The 15,925-nt window shown below is 35.1% G+C and carries 14 protein-coding genes; 3 read left to right on the forward strand and 11 right to left on the reverse strand.

All coding sequences use genetic code 11. The annotated features are described in order from the left end of the window. Positions 1-48: 48 nt before the first annotated feature. The 4 genes from AHMF7616_RS22575 to AHMF7616_RS22590 form a co-directional block, all read right to left on the reverse strand. On the reverse strand, positions 49-966 hold the full coding sequence (locus AHMF7616_RS22575; RefSeq protein WP_115374942.1) for a DUF5655 domain-containing protein: 918 nt from the start codon (positions 964-966) through the stop codon (positions 49-51). Positions 967-1,055: 89 nt separating this feature from the next. Then, positions 1,056-1,607, reverse strand: coding sequence for an NADH-quinone oxidoreductase subunit C (locus AHMF7616_RS22580; protein ID WP_115374943.1), 552 nt, complete (start codon positions 1,605-1,607; stop codon positions 1,056-1,058). 59 nt (positions 1,608-1,666) lie between these two features. Then, entirely contained in the window at positions 1,667-2,236 is a 570-nt protein-coding gene (locus tag AHMF7616_RS22585) for an NADH-quinone oxidoreductase subunit B (protein ID WP_115374944.1), read from the reverse strand. 52 nt (positions 2,237-2,288) lie between these two features. Beyond that, the gene (locus tag AHMF7616_RS22590; protein WP_115374945.1) at positions 2,289-2,795 is read right to left on the reverse strand and encodes an NADH-quinone oxidoreductase subunit A; all 507 of its coding nucleotides are present in this window, start codon (positions 2,793-2,795) and stop codon (positions 2,289-2,291) included. A 229-nt stretch (positions 2,796-3,024) separates the two neighbouring features. Here AHMF7616_RS22590 and AHMF7616_RS22595 point away from each other — a divergent pair, with 229 nt between their 5' ends. From AHMF7616_RS22595 to AHMF7616_RS22605, 3 genes are all read left to right on the forward strand, one after another. After that, positions 3,025-4,449: a thioredoxin-like domain-containing protein gene (locus AHMF7616_RS22595; protein ID WP_115374946.1), complete on the forward strand. Its 1,425-nt coding sequence runs from the start codon at positions 3,025-3,027 to the stop codon at positions 4,447-4,449. Positions 4,450-4,772: 323 nt separating this feature from the next. After that, the gene (locus AHMF7616_RS22600; protein WP_115374947.1) at positions 4,773-5,264 is read left to right on the forward strand and encodes a hypothetical protein; all 492 of its coding nucleotides are present in this window, start codon (positions 4,773-4,775) and stop codon (positions 5,262-5,264) included. Positions 5,265-5,334: 70 nt separating this feature from the next. After that, positions 5,335-6,489, forward strand: a complete 1,155-nt coding sequence (locus AHMF7616_RS22605; RefSeq protein ID WP_115374948.1) for a hypothetical protein — start codon at positions 5,335-5,337, stop codon at positions 6,487-6,489. A gap of 142 nt (positions 6,490-6,631) precedes the next feature. Here the strand turns inward: AHMF7616_RS22605 and AHMF7616_RS22610 are convergent, their stop codons facing one another. The 7 genes from AHMF7616_RS22610 to AHMF7616_RS22640 all read right to left on the reverse strand — a co-directional run bounded on the left by AHMF7616_RS22610 (position 6,632) and on the right by AHMF7616_RS22640 (position 15,064). Next, positions 6,632-7,171: a PglD-related sugar-binding protein gene (locus tag AHMF7616_RS22610; RefSeq protein ID WP_115374949.1), complete on the reverse strand. Its 540-nt coding sequence runs from the start codon at positions 7,169-7,171 to the stop codon at positions 6,632-6,634. Then, the gene (locus AHMF7616_RS22615; RefSeq protein ID WP_199474321.1) at positions 7,168-7,968 is read right to left on the reverse strand and encodes an MraY family glycosyltransferase; all 801 of its coding nucleotides are present in this window, start codon (positions 7,966-7,968) and stop codon (positions 7,168-7,170) included. The genes AHMF7616_RS22610 and AHMF7616_RS22615 overlap by 4 nt, the downstream gene beginning before the upstream one ends. A 148-nt stretch (positions 7,969-8,116) precedes the next feature. Next, positions 8,117-9,022, reverse strand: a complete 906-nt coding sequence (locus tag AHMF7616_RS22620) for an NAD-dependent epimerase/dehydratase family protein (RefSeq protein WP_115374950.1) — start codon at positions 9,020-9,022, stop codon at positions 8,117-8,119. A 1-nt stretch (position 9,023) separates the two neighbouring features. Beyond that, positions 9,024-10,232 carry a glycosyltransferase family 4 protein gene (locus AHMF7616_RS22625; protein WP_115374951.1) on the reverse strand — a complete coding sequence of 403 codons (1,209 nt, stop codon included), beginning with the start codon at positions 10,230-10,232 and terminating at the stop codon, positions 9,024-9,026. Positions 10,233-10,421: 189 nt separating this feature from the next. After that, the gene (locus tag AHMF7616_RS22630; protein ID WP_147275762.1) at positions 10,422-11,525 is read right to left on the reverse strand and encodes a glycosyltransferase; all 1,104 of its coding nucleotides are present in this window, start codon (positions 11,523-11,525) and stop codon (positions 10,422-10,424) included. 745 nt (positions 11,526-12,270) lie between these two features. Further along, on the reverse strand, positions 12,271-13,491 hold the full coding sequence (locus tag AHMF7616_RS22635) for an alginate lyase family protein (RefSeq protein WP_115374953.1): 1,221 nt from the start codon (positions 13,489-13,491) through the stop codon (positions 12,271-12,273). Positions 13,492-13,882: 391 nt separating this feature from the next. Further along, positions 13,883-15,064 (reverse strand): glycosyltransferase family 4 protein, encoded by a 1,182-nt coding sequence (locus AHMF7616_RS22640; protein WP_115374954.1) that lies wholly within the window; start codon positions 15,062-15,064, stop codon positions 13,883-13,885. Positions 15,065-15,925 lie beyond the last annotated feature (861 nt).

Raw genomic sequence — 15,925 nt, forward strand, 5'->3', positions numbered from 1 at the left:
CGATAGTCCACGGAAAATATGTTAAGAAAGGTATTTGAATGAGGAATTTTACAGTACATCGTTATAAGACTGTTCAATCAATTGCATCACATAGTCAAGTTCTTCTAAATTATTTAAATAAACTCTTCTATCCATAGCCCAATGATAGCTTTCGGGCATTTTTTCAACTTTGTTTAATGGATCATCATAATTGGCTGGACGTAAATACATTTTTATTTGCTGTTTACCAAGGTGAACTTCTGCAAAGTTCTTAGAAAGACGATAAGCAATGTATCTTGAGTTAGGCTTTTCAATTACATTCTCATCCATCTGCAGTATTCTGCTGCGGAGTTCTTCAAAGAGATTCCGAATAGATGATGGTGCTTTTACAAGATTTTTGTTGACACTGTTTGTAATCTCATTGGTGAAGTTTATATTCTCGGGAATACTATTTGTTGTTGTAATAGCTTCTGACTTTTCATTAGCTGATGCATTTGTATTTAAAGGTTCTAAGCTAAATATGCCGTTCTCATAATAGCGGTATTTAAATAACTCTAACCGCATTGGTATTACCTCTACCGTGTCAATATCAAACTTACTGTAGTTTTCAGCGATACAAATAACCCGTGGGTTTTGCCAGTCAATTTTTAATTTATCCGATAGTTCCTTGCCTAATTTTCGGATGATCAGCATCTCAAAAAACTCAACTTTTTGGGCTTTGAGCCAGCGGAGGTAAGACAAGGCTTGATTAATTACATTATCATTTCTATTTAACTTATACTCTATAATTACAGGAGCCCCATCCATATCAACTGCAAGAGTATCAATTCGCCCGCCAAAAGTGGTAGAGTATTCGGTAGCTAAGAGATGCATATCTAAAACTTCCAACAAATTTTGTTCAATCAATAATTGAAGACTTTTTTCTTTTGTTAATGTATTAATCTTCAGTTTTTTTAATTGTCCGTTATTTTCTTGAAATATAGGCATAATTATATTTTGGGTATGAACTATCAGCTAACTAAAGATTCTTTTCCTTGGCTTTAGTTTAACAATCTTGCATTAAAATTTAAAAATCATTAATTATTCTGCCAATCTTCGCCCTTAAAGCCATTATTCCGGTTATGTTCGTCGAAGGCTACCCGGATACCATGGTAATATTCTTGCGCTTCGTAGTCTTTTCGGAGTGGATACCCTTCCCAATCAGCCGCACACAAAATCCGGCGCATATCCGGGTGCCCGGAAAACTGGATTCCCAATAGGTCAAAGATTTCTCGTTCGTGCCAATCGGCCGTGCGCCAGATGTGGCTAACCGTAGGAACAACAGGCAGCGGTTCATCCGCTGAATTACGGTTAACTACTACTTTCAGGCATACTTGATGGTTGTATGGGATCGAGTATAGATTATAAGCTACTTCTAAGGTGCCTGCTGCCGGGCCGTTGTCCATACCGGTTTGGCAAGATAATACATCAAAATACAACTGCTCGTAGGCGTGTAATTCGGCGCAAACAGCAGCTATTTGATCGGTTTGGATAACCAAATAGGACATTAATTCCTGGCGTTGCTCGCGCACCAGTACAGCTTCCCCGAATTTATTTGTAATAAAAGCTTTTATTTCGTCGAATGACATTTTGTAGTTTCATAAACCTCGGCAAACAATAACTTGCCTGATGCTGTATTTTAAAAAAATCAGATAGTAGCTCCTATGGAATGTTCGCTACCAGCAAGTGGTTTTAAGTTTTCGCCCATTAGCCGCTGCACAGCATGTGGTGGGGCAAGTAAGGATTCTTGCCTGATTTTTTCTTGTAATTGTAAAAAGCCACCAATTAAAGCTTCTGGGCGCGGCGGGCAACCGGGTACGTAAACATCTACCGGAATAATGCGATCAACGCCTTTTACCACATGGTACCCATGCTCCCAGTAGGGGCCACCACAATTAGAGCAGGATCCCATCGAAATTACATACCGAGGCTCGGGCATTTGCTCGTAGAGGCGCCGGATACGATCTGCCATTTTAAAAGTAACCGTACCAGCTATAATAATCACATCTGACTGGCGCGGCGAAGCCCGGGGAATAACGCCCATGCGGTCAATATCATACGCCGAGGACCAGGCTCCCATCATCTCGATCGCGCAACAGGCCAAACCAAACTGCATCGGCCACAATGCTGAAAGGCGGGCATAACTCAGGAAATCATCTAGCTTACCAATAATAATACTGCCTTCTCCGGTTTTCGCTCTACTCGATAATGTGTTCATCTTGTCTATCTAATGATAATCTTTAAGTTAAATATTGTAAAGACAATTGCATCTACTTTATTTCAATTACTTCTTTCTTTACTTCGTACCGTTGCGCGTTTATTTTAGAATAGGCCGAAAGTGGAATTTTAGAAATACTCTCTGGAATTACTGGCTTTTGTTTTACCCAATCTAAATGGCCTTTAGCCCAGGCGTAAGCTAAACCTAAAGCCAGTATAGCAATAAATATGACCATTTCGGTCAGAGCAAACCATCCCCATAAACCGTCAGTTTCCTCTATTAACGAGCGCTGACCAAACACCACCGCCCACGGAAATAAAAATGCTAGCTCTACATCAAAGATTATAAAAATAAGGGCGATAATGTAAAACCGTGGATTAAACTGCACCCACGAACTACCCAAAGCTTCTTCCCCGCATTCGTACGATGATAATTTCTCTGCATTAGGTTTAGCTGGCCGGATTAAACGGGCTGTTGCCAAACCAATTAAAATAAAAATGCCCCCACCAATCAAAAAAAGCAGGATAGTACCGAAATCAGATAAATAGGATTGGTTCATAAGTGCAAATTTACAATTTTTTAAATTTTTAACTTTCCGGAAGCACACGTTGCAATATGGCCGCTAAATCTTGTTATTCAAAAGTTTACTTTTGTATTCAGATAATGTTGAATAAAGGATAAAACTATATTCCTGCCTGATTGTGTAACTTTTACGAATAAAGAGTGGTTCAACTACTTGTTCTTACTGGTTTATTCCAGCTTATTATTCACTTAGTCAAGCCTGAACTATGTTAACTGGCCGTGTAAATGCTCCTGAAATTAATACGAAATACGGTTGGCTCAACACTAAGGGCAAATCGTACTTCATAAACGATTTTAAAGGTAAAATTGTCTTGCTTGATTTCTGGACTTTAGGCTGTATTAATTGCCAGCATATTATTCCGGATTTACAACGTCTGGAAGCAGAATACCCTGAAGAGTTAGTAGTAATTGGAGTGCACTCCGCTAAGTTTGATAATGAAAAAATGCAGCATGCTATTCGTAAAGCTATTCTTAAATTTGGAATTAAGCATCCGGTGGTAAACGACGCCGGGTTTGAGGTTTGGAAACATTACGCTGTGAATGCCTGGCCTACCATTGTATTGATAGATCCGGATGGTAAAGTAATTGGGCAGCGCGCCGGTGAAGGCATTTACGATATTGTTAAACCAAATCTCGCACTTTTAATCGAGAATTTTGAAAAAAAACTGAACCGTACTATTTTTCCTTTTCAGCCGGAAGAGCAGCTACCCGGTATTTTAGAATTTCCTTCTAAATTAATAGCTAGCCCAATGGGCGATATTTACCTGGCTGATAGCGGCCACCATCGTATTTTAAAAATAAACCAAGAAGGAAGTATTTTACAAGTAATTGGTAGTGGCGAGCGGGGTTTTACTAATGGCTCCATTACTGAAGCCACTTTTAACGAACCGCACGGCTTAGCTTTGCATGCATCTTATTTGTACATAGCTGATGCTAAAAATAACGCTATCCGGAAGGTCGATTTAAAAACAGACCAGGTAACTACAATAGCCGGTACCGGAGAATTAAGCTATTACTTTTTTGAAGATTCGTTAGATGCACCCGTGAACCCCAATAGTCCCTGGGATTTAGTTATCGAAGATGAAACTTTATATATAGCTAGTGCCGGTAACCACCAAATTTTAAAAATGGATTTAAAAACGGAATCAGTCTGGCGGTTTGCCGGTACCGGTCGCGAAGCTTTAGCCGATGGAACATTGTTGGAAGCCGCCTTTAACCAGCCCAGCGGTTTAGCTTTACATAACGGTATACTGTACATAGCCGATGCCGAAGCTAGCGCCATACGGGCAATAGATTTAAATAATAGATTAGTAAGTACTTTAATTGGTACCGGCTTATTTGATTTTGGCGACGTAGATGGTGACTTAGATGGGGCACAATTGCAGCATGCCATGGGTATTTCGTTTCATCAGAATCAGATTTACCTTGCCGATACGTATAACGGTAAAATAAAAGCAATAAACCTGGATAATAACCGCATCACTACCATCCTGGCCGGTTTAGACGAACCCAATGATGTAACGTTTATAGATGATAAAATGTGGGTAACAGATACCAACCATCATCAACTCATTAAAGTAGATCTGAGTACGGGCGAAAAGTTTTTAGTTTCTGTTAATGAGAAACAGTAGGCATTTTAATCTTAAGAGTTGCTTATTAAGTTTTACAGAATAGAACGATTAATAAGTAAGTATAAGGTATTTCCCCATTAATTTTTCGTCTTAGTACTTAAATTAGTCTGTTCATTAGGCAGGTAAGCAGCTTTAGCATTTAATAAAATAAAATTAACTGCTTACTTTCAATCACAATCCATACTAACAGTATCAGATGGCACAATTATTTGAATAAATATATAAACATATATTTATTCAAATAATTGTGCCATATCGAATATTAACTTAATTTTGTAGCTCCATAATCCTCATTAAACTTTTGAAATTTATAAATTATATTTATGAGAAGGAATAGTATTAGAATACTGTTTGTAGTAGTCTCTGTCTTTTTGGTGATACAACTCATGTACATTTGGAAATTCTCAGAGCCTTATCCAGCAATTCGGTTTCCTGGTTTTGGTAAGATTCCGCAAGTTGGTGGGGAAGTAAGTTTTACAAAGTATGAAGTGGTGGCTTATGCATCTCAGGATTCAGTAACTGTTAAACCGGAAGAGTTATTTGATAATATTCCTAAACATTACCTGCCAAATTTGTTAAATAATCTAATCAAGAAGCGTACAGAAGATTCACAACCTAATGCAACTATTAGTACAAAGAAACGCCAAGATTATGAGGATTTTAAAATTTACATTGCCAACCGTTTAAATATACTGTATAATAAAAAATATGATAAACTGGTAATAAACAAGTTTGATGTTAAACGAAATCCCGAACTATCTGATTCAGTAGGAAGAAAAAGCTTAATTGAAACAGCAGGTATCATTTTACACTAACATGATATCGTCATAAAATTCTTGTTTGAAACTATAGACTTACTTATACCTAACCTTAAATAATGATTCTATGTCATTAAGTAAAAAAGTATTAGACAAATATGATTTTTTTGTATTTGATTCCTTTAAGCTACATCCAAATCAATTAGCACTTTATAGAATACTTTATTGCGTATTTACTTTTCTATTTTACGGAATTCCGAATTACGTTTGGATAGGAAAGAGTCCAGATTATTTATTTACTCCGCCTCATATTAGTTTAGCACATTTGTTTGATGGATTCCCTGGTACATTATTTTTTACTGTACTAAATGTTCTTATTGTAGTTTTATATTTTGTACTATTGTTTGGTTGGAACACAAAAGTTACTTCCCTTTTACTATTTTTTCTTCTCTTAATTGGCCAAAGCTTCTCTTTTTCTTTTGGTAAAATAGATCATACTATTATATGGTTAATTATACCGTTGATAATGGCCTTTTCTGGGTGGGGCAATGCTTATTCTGTTGATGCGGCTGTAAATAAAAAATCAGAGGTAAATGCTTGGGCAATTAGCTTGATGGCTTTATTGTTGGGTTTTGCTATGTTTACTGCCAGTTTACCGAAAATTATGGAAGGTTGGCTATCCTTTGATTCGCAGGCTTCAAGATCGCATTTGCTTTTTAATTACTTGTATTGGGAAAGAAGACCATTGCTCTTAGAAGCCGTTTTACAAGTTAAAAGCCTGGTCTTTTGGGAGCTCTTTGATTATTTAACAGTAATATTCGAGTTTGGATTTTTATTAGCCATTTTAAATCCAACCATATTCAGACTATTTGTTATAGCTGCAGTTATATTTCATATCTCGGTTTTTTTAACTTTTGGAATATTATTCACAAGTAATCTTTTGACCTACTTAATATTTATTAATTGGGCCATTTTTGATTCTTTATTCAAATCAAATAAATTAAATACTTTAGCTAGTAGAATATTTACTTTGAGGAATTTAGTTGTATGTATAAGCTTAGTTTCGCTTTATAGCCTAATAGCTATTGTTTTAAATTCAAACTTTAAATTTCCTTCAGTTCTCCGGCTTTTTATAAGTACTTTTAACATTCATGTAGATAATCTTAATACTTACATACTTTTTACAATTTCCTTATTTATTACAATTGCGAGCGTTATAACTTATTTTCAAAAAAACAGTATAGTTTACACGCAACAAAAAAGGTATAAAACTGTGAAGTAGTCTGATGATTGAATTAAAAATTAAAAATTTAAAAAACTCTAAGAAGGTTGATGTGATTCAAAAAAGAAAGCTCGAAATAATTCTATAGTTAGAATTATTTCGAGCTTTCTTTTTTGAATGAAATTGTTAGCTAATTATACCTTTATTTAACAACACTTAAAGGCGGAATTTCGGATCCTTCCTTAACTACAACATTGCGTAAAATAATGGCTCCAGGATTAATCAAAACTCCTTTCTCTAAAATAGAACCACCTCCAATATAAGCATTTGGGTAAACAAGAACAAAATCATTTATTACTGCATCATGATCAACGCAAACGCCTGCATTAATAATTACATGTTTTCCAATGCAAGCTTTTGATTGCACCACTGCATTAGCCAGAATAACAGTTCCTTCTCCTAGTTCTACATCTTCAGCTACGTAAGCCGACGGATGAATCAAAGTGCCAAATTTATGTTTTACTCTACCTGCAATCTTTTCGCGAACAACATTATTGCCAATACCAATTATTAATCGCGATTCAGAATGAAGTATTTCTTCATATGGTCTAACTAAGGCTGATTTATCATCTTTTAACTGATCATTAAAAAAAGCCTCTACTTTGCCGCCTTGCAGTTTAATTAAATCGGCCACTACTGTGGCATGGCCTCCTGCTCCATAGATAACATAAGAAGTTCTCATGAAAGTGCTCTTTTGGGCATTAAGATCGGCTTGGTAATTACGTAGATCATAATCAAAGGCAAGGCCACCAGAATGAAAATGTAAATAAAATCAAGCGAAGAAAACAGCACTAAGCAATTTACTAATAATTGAACAAGCGCATATAAAGCTGATACAATTAGGTGCGGTACTTTACGCTCATTGGCCAGTATTTGATAAAAGTGCAAGCGGTGCGGTTCGAAAATGTTTTGCCTTAAAAGAAGCCGGTGTATGATTGTTAGTACCGTATCTACCCCATATACCGCCAGGAAGAGGATATAAGTTAAGGATTCTGTTTTTAGAATAAGCATGAGTAATAACGCAAGAATCCAAAAGCCAATGCTTACGCTACCTACGTCTCCCGCAAAGCACTTCGCTTTCTTTCGAAAATTAAAAAAAAGAAAAACTATGGAGGCAATAATCGGGCAAATAATAAAGGCTGAGTCTGCGAAGCTAACGATGCGTTCGTTTACGTACAGGAGCGAGCACAAAATAATTAAGCTGTATAAACCTGTAATGCCATTAATACCATCCATAAAATTATAAGCATTGATAATACCTATTATAAGAATGTATACAATAGGAATAAGCCAGATTGGTAATGATTGAAATGCATTTACAGAATATAGTAAAGCAGTAACAGCCAATAAGTGAACCAGCAAGCGAACTCGGCTAGGTAAACTACTTATATCATCCCAAAAGCTTATCAAACTTATAAGCAGCATGCCAAAAAGCAGAAAAGCGGAAGCATCGTGGAAAAAGACAGCATACAAAATCATGGCGAAAGGATAAACTATACCACCCCCCGAATAGTAATTGCCGTATGGGAACTACGATTATTAGGTTTATCAATAATATTGAAACGATCCGCAATCCGGAAATAACCAAGTAATAAGATAAAAAGCAATAAGGTAATAAAGGCGTAAATCATACGATCATGGGCAATTTTAGTAAAACAGATGATGGATGCCAGTTTAATTTTTCCTTTGCCTTAGAATCATCAAAGGTTAACGTCGACATCATTTTATGAAGTTTAAGAGTAGTTATGGGCGATTTGGAGCCAAGTAAGTTGCCAAACAAAGCAATGCTTTTGGCAAGAGGCACCGGTATATGCAAAGGTTGTTTTTTGCCTGCAGCTGCAGCAATGCCATCCTCTAGTTCTTTAAAGCTGGGGTGATAACCATCTGTTAAATTGTACGTACCACCAACTTCGGCTGCTTTAGGGATGATAGCAGCTACATCTTCGGCCCATACTACGCTCTTTCGGGCAGCTGATTTACCAATGCCTAAATATCGTCCGCTATTGATGCCTTTAATCATAGCTCCTAGGTTACCCGGTGGATTAGGACCTGCAATTAAGGGTAGCCTTAATATTCCGAGTTTTACATTATGCTTCGTTGCCCACTTTTGTAACCATTCTTCTGCTAAAATTTTTGATTTAGCATAGGGGGTTTCTCCTTTAAGCGATTGGTTCTCGCGGATTAACTGGCCTTCTTCTAGCCCATAAACCGCTACGGTACTAATAAAAATAAAGCTTTTAACGGGCAATCCTGAAGCTAAAAGACCTTGGCACAAGTTTTTTGTTCCCTCGAGATTAACCTGAAAAAATTCTTTATTTTCTGCTTCATTCCTTGGTACAACGTGCGCTTTGCCAGCAGCATGGATTACAATATCCAGAGCTGTATCAATAACAGGAACTTCTTTTTGCAAATCGGCTCTTATTTCATTGCTTTTTGCTCTGCCTAAAGTAATAACGTTATAATTTTGATTAGCTAAGCTGGTATGTAGTACTTTACCTAAAAAGCCTGATGCTCCCGTTAACAATGCATTCATCTTATCTATGCTTATTATTTAACAAAACCATTGCATTCAGGAAGTCATTTGCTAACTTATTTCGATTAAAATAATTTTGAGCCAAGCTTAAACTATTAGCCGCCATTTGGTTTCGGACTAACGGATTGTTTACCAAATATTCTATGGCATCAGCAAAAATAGCCGGCTCATCTGGTAAAACAGTGATACCAGCGTTATGCTTCTGGAGTGTTTGTTTGATCCAGCCTTGCGTGGATTGAATTATTGGCACTCCTGCAGCAAAGGCATCGAACATTTTATTCGGAGAGCTTGTTTGCAAAACTTCTAAATTCTTAAATACAACAAAAGCACCATATGCTTTTTGCAACCAACCTATTACTTGTGTTTTGGGAATGAGACCTAAGAAATGAACATTATCTAAAGCGTTTTTTACGCAAAACTCTTGTAAATACTTCTTTTCTGCTCCTTCCCCAATCATAACAATTTTAACCTGGTTGTTTCCCCTTCTTTTCAGTTCTAAGGCTGCCATAATTATTTGTTGGCAATCGTCCATTAACCCTAAGGAACCGGTATAAACAAAAACACATTTTTCTTGCGCCCATTCTGGCAATGTTAATTCAATGGGTTGTTGAAATAACTCTACATCGCTCGCATTAGGAATAACAAGCACGTTTGTCTCGGGATACCTGGTTTTTATAGAATCCCGCATACCATCTGAACAGGCAACAATAAGACTAGAAGCTCGGTAGCATATTTTTTCAAAGCCATAAGCTATGCTCTTCATCCAATTGCTTTTCATAAAGCCCAACTGAATAGCTCCTTCGGGCCAAAGATCTCGTACTTCAAATACCAAATTTTTTCCTCTGAGATAACGAGCCGTTAAGCCAGGCAAGCCAATTGTAATGGGGCCTGAAGAGGCAATTACTACATCACACTTTAATTTAAGACTATAAAAGATAGATATTAAGGAGAAGGCGCAAAAAGTAAAAAGTCTTTTAAGTACGTGGTGTTTATTTGATTGTAAAAGATTAATGGCAATAACTTGGATGCCTTCAAAATTATACTTTGATATTAATCCCTTACCTACAGGTAAGTCAGATTTGTCGTAAGGAGAGGTAACTACAGTAACCTCATGGCCTGCCGCAACCCATCTTTTAGTCATTTCATATACTCTGGTACTCCAACCTCCTTTTGGAGTACCAAAATATTGATAAAAGTAAACAATTTTCATTTTGTATTAATACCTACGTTTGAGTTATCAGTGTGCTAAGTGTTATATTGTTGAGTTATCAAATCAAAGCTGCAAAGTAGGTACACATTTATACTTAATTTTCTGCTTGCAAATTTAACCTCAGCTCTGTAGTTGCAAGAAAGCTTACTTGTAAAAGGTAATTAATGATTGGGGTAACTTAACTTTAAGTTAAAGATTGTTATTGATGTTAGTAATATAGTTTTTAATTAAATAGTCCCACTCAAAATTCTGACTAACTCTTGTCGTATTTTCAATTAAGGAACTATAATTAGCTACAACTAAATCTAATTTTTCCTTTAGTTCTTCCATGGATTCATGGCTGCAAGAGTAACCGACTTCCCCATCTTTAAAGTAACCATCTACACCATCGCCTCTGGTATAAATAATTGGCAGTCCCTGCGATAAAGCTTCGATATAGACAACACCAAAAGTTTCGCGGTAAGAAAGCAGAACGAAAACATCGTTGTTTTTATAAATATCGAGTAACTGGTTTCTATCTCTTACTTCGCCGATGTAATTGATAACATTGCCATTTGTAACAGATTGGGAAATTTTATTAAACTCTAGGTTCAATAAATTTTTGCCTACAATATTCAGGACATATTTTCTATCGTTGTATTTTTTAATAAAATCGATTAATAAATCAAGCTTTTTTCTTTTAATAATCTGCCCTACAAAAAGAATGTTTACGGTATTTAGGTTTTGTGTTTCTTTATCTTTTTTATGTTTGTTGTTTAGCCAGAAGTCGTCAATTCCATTAGGTAATGGGAAATATTTTTTTTTATCAATCTGCGGAAATAAGTTTATGATTTTTTCCTTGTAGGCTGGAGACACAAAGAAAACCATATCAGCGGTAGTAAGTATTTTATTAGCGATAGATCGAAATATCCTGCTCTTTTTGATATAGACATCCACATCTGCACTTCTAACGGTTATCACTAATTTTTTCTTAGTGATTCTGCTCAACAAATAGGCCGGTATGCCATCGCTGATTAAAGTATGAGCATGTATGTAAGTATACCCTTGCGTAAGTTTTTTCTTGTATGCTAACCTAATTACTTTTAAGGCTTTAGTAAAAAAGAAAATCTTATCAGTCTTAGTAAAAATGTAATCTACCTCTAAGCCTTCAATGTGCTTCTCCGCTTTAAAGCTTTTATAAACTGGAATCAAAAAGATATCCGGTCGGTATTTTAAAATAGCATTCCGAAGATTATAATGAATTTTATTATCCAGAAAATAACTATTTATATGCAAAGCATTTTTAACGGACATGCTGCTTTTGTTTAAACTAAACTTTAACAAGGAATAAGATAATATTAAAATAAATTAGTGCTGTTTGGGCTTCGCAAATATTCAGCCAATTTGTTTATTCTTAATCAGGTATATAGATCTTTTTTAATAAATACTCTTGGGAGTCTTTAGGTTAGATAATGAATTATTCTAGACTTGTATAATTTATGCATATTTTAATAATATCACCGCAAAAGTAAAAATTTAATTCTAATTTATTGCTAGTTTTATAATATATATAATATATAAGCTTCTTTGTTTAAAAATGTATTGCTACTTCTTAGTGAGAATTTGTAATTTGTTTACCAGAATAAAGTTATATTGATGCCTTAAATTAAAGGCCTTGAGTGTTCTACCAAGTTCAAAGTAACGCGAGTTCAACAGAAGAAGTAATTCCAGAATAGAGAATAAGAAGTTGTCCTCCCAAAAAAGTCTTCAGCACAGCAAGGCAATCAAATAAGTAAAGCATTTTGTTGCTTATCTGTTTTGTTCTGGATGCAAAGATTCTTTTTACGTGAACTTAGTAAAATACTTGTAACCTTCCCTATTTCTTATTAAAGTGAATTCGCGTTAAAGTATATTCTTTTACCGGCTAGTTGAAATTCTGGAGAATCGCCAAATTAGTAATAGTGATTAGAGTATCTTAAGTAAAAAGGCATGGTACATGTACCATGCCTTTTTACTTAAGATAACTTTGTATTTTTGAAAATAGGAAATTTAAAAAACACTAATAATAACGTGAAGTTAAAAGCTCCATGTAAGAACCAGATACAAAACGAGCATGACTTTCGGATAATATGGCTTGTACATTTAAGTCTTTGTATATGGCAGAAGCGGTTCTAGCAACTGGAGTAAAGTATTCTATTTTAAAATCTCCAATTTGGTCAAAATCCCAAACTTTTGTTCTGGTAACATAAGGCATCATCCATTGAAAGGCATTTTTCAAACTTTTGCCACTTGCCGAAGTATAATTCCATAAATTTATACCAACATTCTCCGCACAACTAGCTAAGTTAAACCATCCTTTTAAATTTTTATTACAATAGGTCCAAGAATTAGTCCGGGCAAGCTCATATATTTGTTCCCCATTGGATTTGAACTGGCCATCTAGTCTATTGTAAGTCTGCAGCTCTATTATCGATTTTGCCAAAGCTTTATTTCCCGTAAACAAAGCATATGAAACAATCTGAAGATTATAAAAAGTACCGATATTATTAGGAGAAGCGCTAGCTAGTTTACCTGCTTCGCTATCCATTAACCAATTTAAATATTGATTAAACCACTCTTGTAAGGCTTCCTGATTTTCAGAAGTCCAGGAGCTAGATCCAATTAGTAGTTGTACGCCATCTATAAGTTCTGGTAATTGCTCCGTATCAACTGTGCCAGTACCGTATACTCTGCTATCCCCTCTTATAAGTTGAGCATATTTTAAATTAGGGTTCATGCGCGTAGCACTATTTAAAAAAAATACTTTTAATAGTTCTGCTGCTTTACTTGCATATTTTTCATCATCAGTAAAATAATAAGAAAGTCCTAATAGTCTAATGTCTTTACATAAATCTCGGATGTAAGTATTATCTTTTATATTACTTGCCTCCGGATTAGACTGCCCATCTTTACGTATGTAAGGTAAGCCAGTAGCTGAGTTCGGGTCAGGCCACCAATAAGGAGCTAAACTTATATAATCATGTTTATCGCCGCTAGGCGGAGTAATTGATTTGTTTACTACAGAATAGGGCGTACGGATAAGCGATGGAGCAGTTGCTGATAAAAGTACTTTGAGCGCTGATAAACACTGCTCATTTCCAGCATTTATTTTAAATTTATTTTGCATTAAAAGGTCAGCATTCATTAAAAAGGTATTAGGCCTTAATTGAGCCGTTCCTCTTAACGTAAAGATTAATAAGAATACTAATAGGATTGAGATGGATTGTGTAAATGTCTTCATGCTTATTAGTTTGGATGTGGTATGTAATGCAAAAGTACAAATGAAACACAATATTAGAAAAATGCGGTTGTGTTGTTCTATTGTATTATTAGCGTAAACAGGGTGCGTTTGTAATTTATGAAAGATCGTATAATCAGTTATGTAAGAATTTTATACAGACGTAATAACGAGTAAAGAAGTATGTTCAACTTTTGACTTGACTGATTTAAGATAATAAAAAGAAGTATAAATATTGCTAATTGCCCGCTATATTTACCTCTATTGCTTTAATAGTGATACTCAACAAGGCAACTAGTAAATATAATAATTATGAGTTAAATGTTAATAAAAAAGCCACCCTGAATTAGAGTAGCTCTTATTTGGAAATTATGAGTAAACACATGAATAAACATTAATTTCTGCTTTTACTATAAATGCTTTTTAATTTATTGGCATGAGCTTCAGGAGAATGATTTACCTTTATTTGTGTTAGGCATTTTTCCGCTTTTACTTGAATAGATTCTTGATTTTTAAAGATTTCTATCAAACACTTCTCCAAACCGTTCTCTATAGCTTGTGCAATGGCGGCGCGATCTGCTGTTGTTGTATAAATGGCTTCTCCTAATCTGTTTTTAGGAATATTGATGATCCATCCTAAATCATTATTATTAATTTCAGGGAGAGCTCTTATATCTGTGGTAATAACTGGGCAACCACTTGCTTGCATCTCAAGAACAGAAAAACCATAAGTTTCTGCCCAGGTGGGCAGCAAACCTATATGAGAGTTCTTCATCAATTCCAGTACCTGATTGTTTGGCAAAGAATTATAATATTGAATCCAAGAGCTGTTTTTAATTAACTCTTTGGCTTGGATAACATCTTCTTCTGATTCTTTTTTTGCCCACCCGCTACGTGCAAAGCTACTCACAATGATGAGTTCAAAATCATATAGATGCCGTAATTTATTAAAAACATTATACATCTCTACGCCACCTTTTCTATGAAATGCCCCACCAACAAACAAAAATCGAAGTTTGCCCGAGTAATTTAATTTTTTATCTTCTAACTGCTTTACTAGCAGTTTCTGTGGTGGATGCGTAACGAATGTCTTCTTCTGAATAGTTTCTGCGTATTTTGGAAAGTGCTTTAAAAAATCTAACTGCATCCGTTTAGAGCACTCGGACAAAGGTAAAATGCCTAGGCAAGATTTATCAGCAATTGCATTTAAAGCATTGTCAACTTCTTTATCTTCTTTTAAGGCTGCATAATCTGGGTGACTCCCATGATGACAGTTAAGTGTTTGAGACAAACGAGGCACTAAAGTTTCACAAGAAGTAACCCAAGGTGTAAAAGAAGATAAACTGATACTGTTAAAAAAATGGTATACATCTATTTCTTTATTCTTCCATATTTCTTTAAACTTAAACTGATCGTCATACTTAATTTTAAAAATATTTACTTTTAGCTTTTTATTTATTACTTTTTTGAGAGTAAATAAATCCGTCTTGTTAGCATAGATGTATTTATTTTCAGCAATTTTTCCATTGATATTTCTTTGGTGCGGATAAAAATCACCAACAATCCCTATATTCATACTTTAGGCAGAAGCTAATTGTTTATTAAAAAAGATTATGTGTTTATTTTAAAAGATTAGAAGTGTGCATTTTACACAAACAATGGTAGTTGTTATTTGACAAAGTCAAAATTAATAATAAAAAACAATATTCAATAAGAGATAGTGTGTTAGATATTAAAAGACGAAGTGTTACAGACAGAATTATCAGCGTTTAGGCATTTCAGAAATTATAGCTAAGTAGCCCATAGATCGACTGCATATTGTGTTCTTTCATGGTCTTTGCTTTAGCATCTTGCATTTAGGATCTGGGTCAAGGTTCTTTCCAACATCCATAATATAGGCAGAATTTCAAATTTCTTTGTATCGTCTGTTTTCAAAGCTAGTAAGCAGCATCATCCTACAACCTTTTACAAATTTCTGCGGATCTTCTCCCGGTAGTCGCCATCTAGTCTGCTGGCACATCTTTCGCCCACAAAGCTATTGAATAAATTCCTGAGCGGCATCTTTGCTCCAACGATAATAATTATTATAAGCTGTTTGCTGGCAGACATGAATTTATGGTCAAGACAGCATCCAGTCTTAACCATATAAAAGATGCATTTATTATTTTTTTAATCTGCTTGCGGGTAGCAGCTATCTTGCTTCCCAGCTAAACAAACAAGTAATCATTTTTATCAGTTCTCAGTTATCTTTGCTTATATCACTTGAATAGCTTTTTCTTTTTAGCAGTAATCACCTAACTTTTAAATAAATAGTTGGTCAGATAACTTTCTTAACCAAAGGTGATTTTTTCCCCATTTAAAACATATTTTTAAATGAAAGCGAAGTATTCCATAAAACTTGTAAGTTTACTATAAACCTAGCGGTAACATTTCACAG

This window comes from Adhaeribacter pallidiroseus (assembly GCF_003340495.1).
In the GTDB taxonomy this organism is placed as follows: Bacteria; Bacteroidota; Bacteroidia; order Cytophagales; family Hymenobacteraceae; genus Adhaeribacter; species Adhaeribacter pallidiroseus.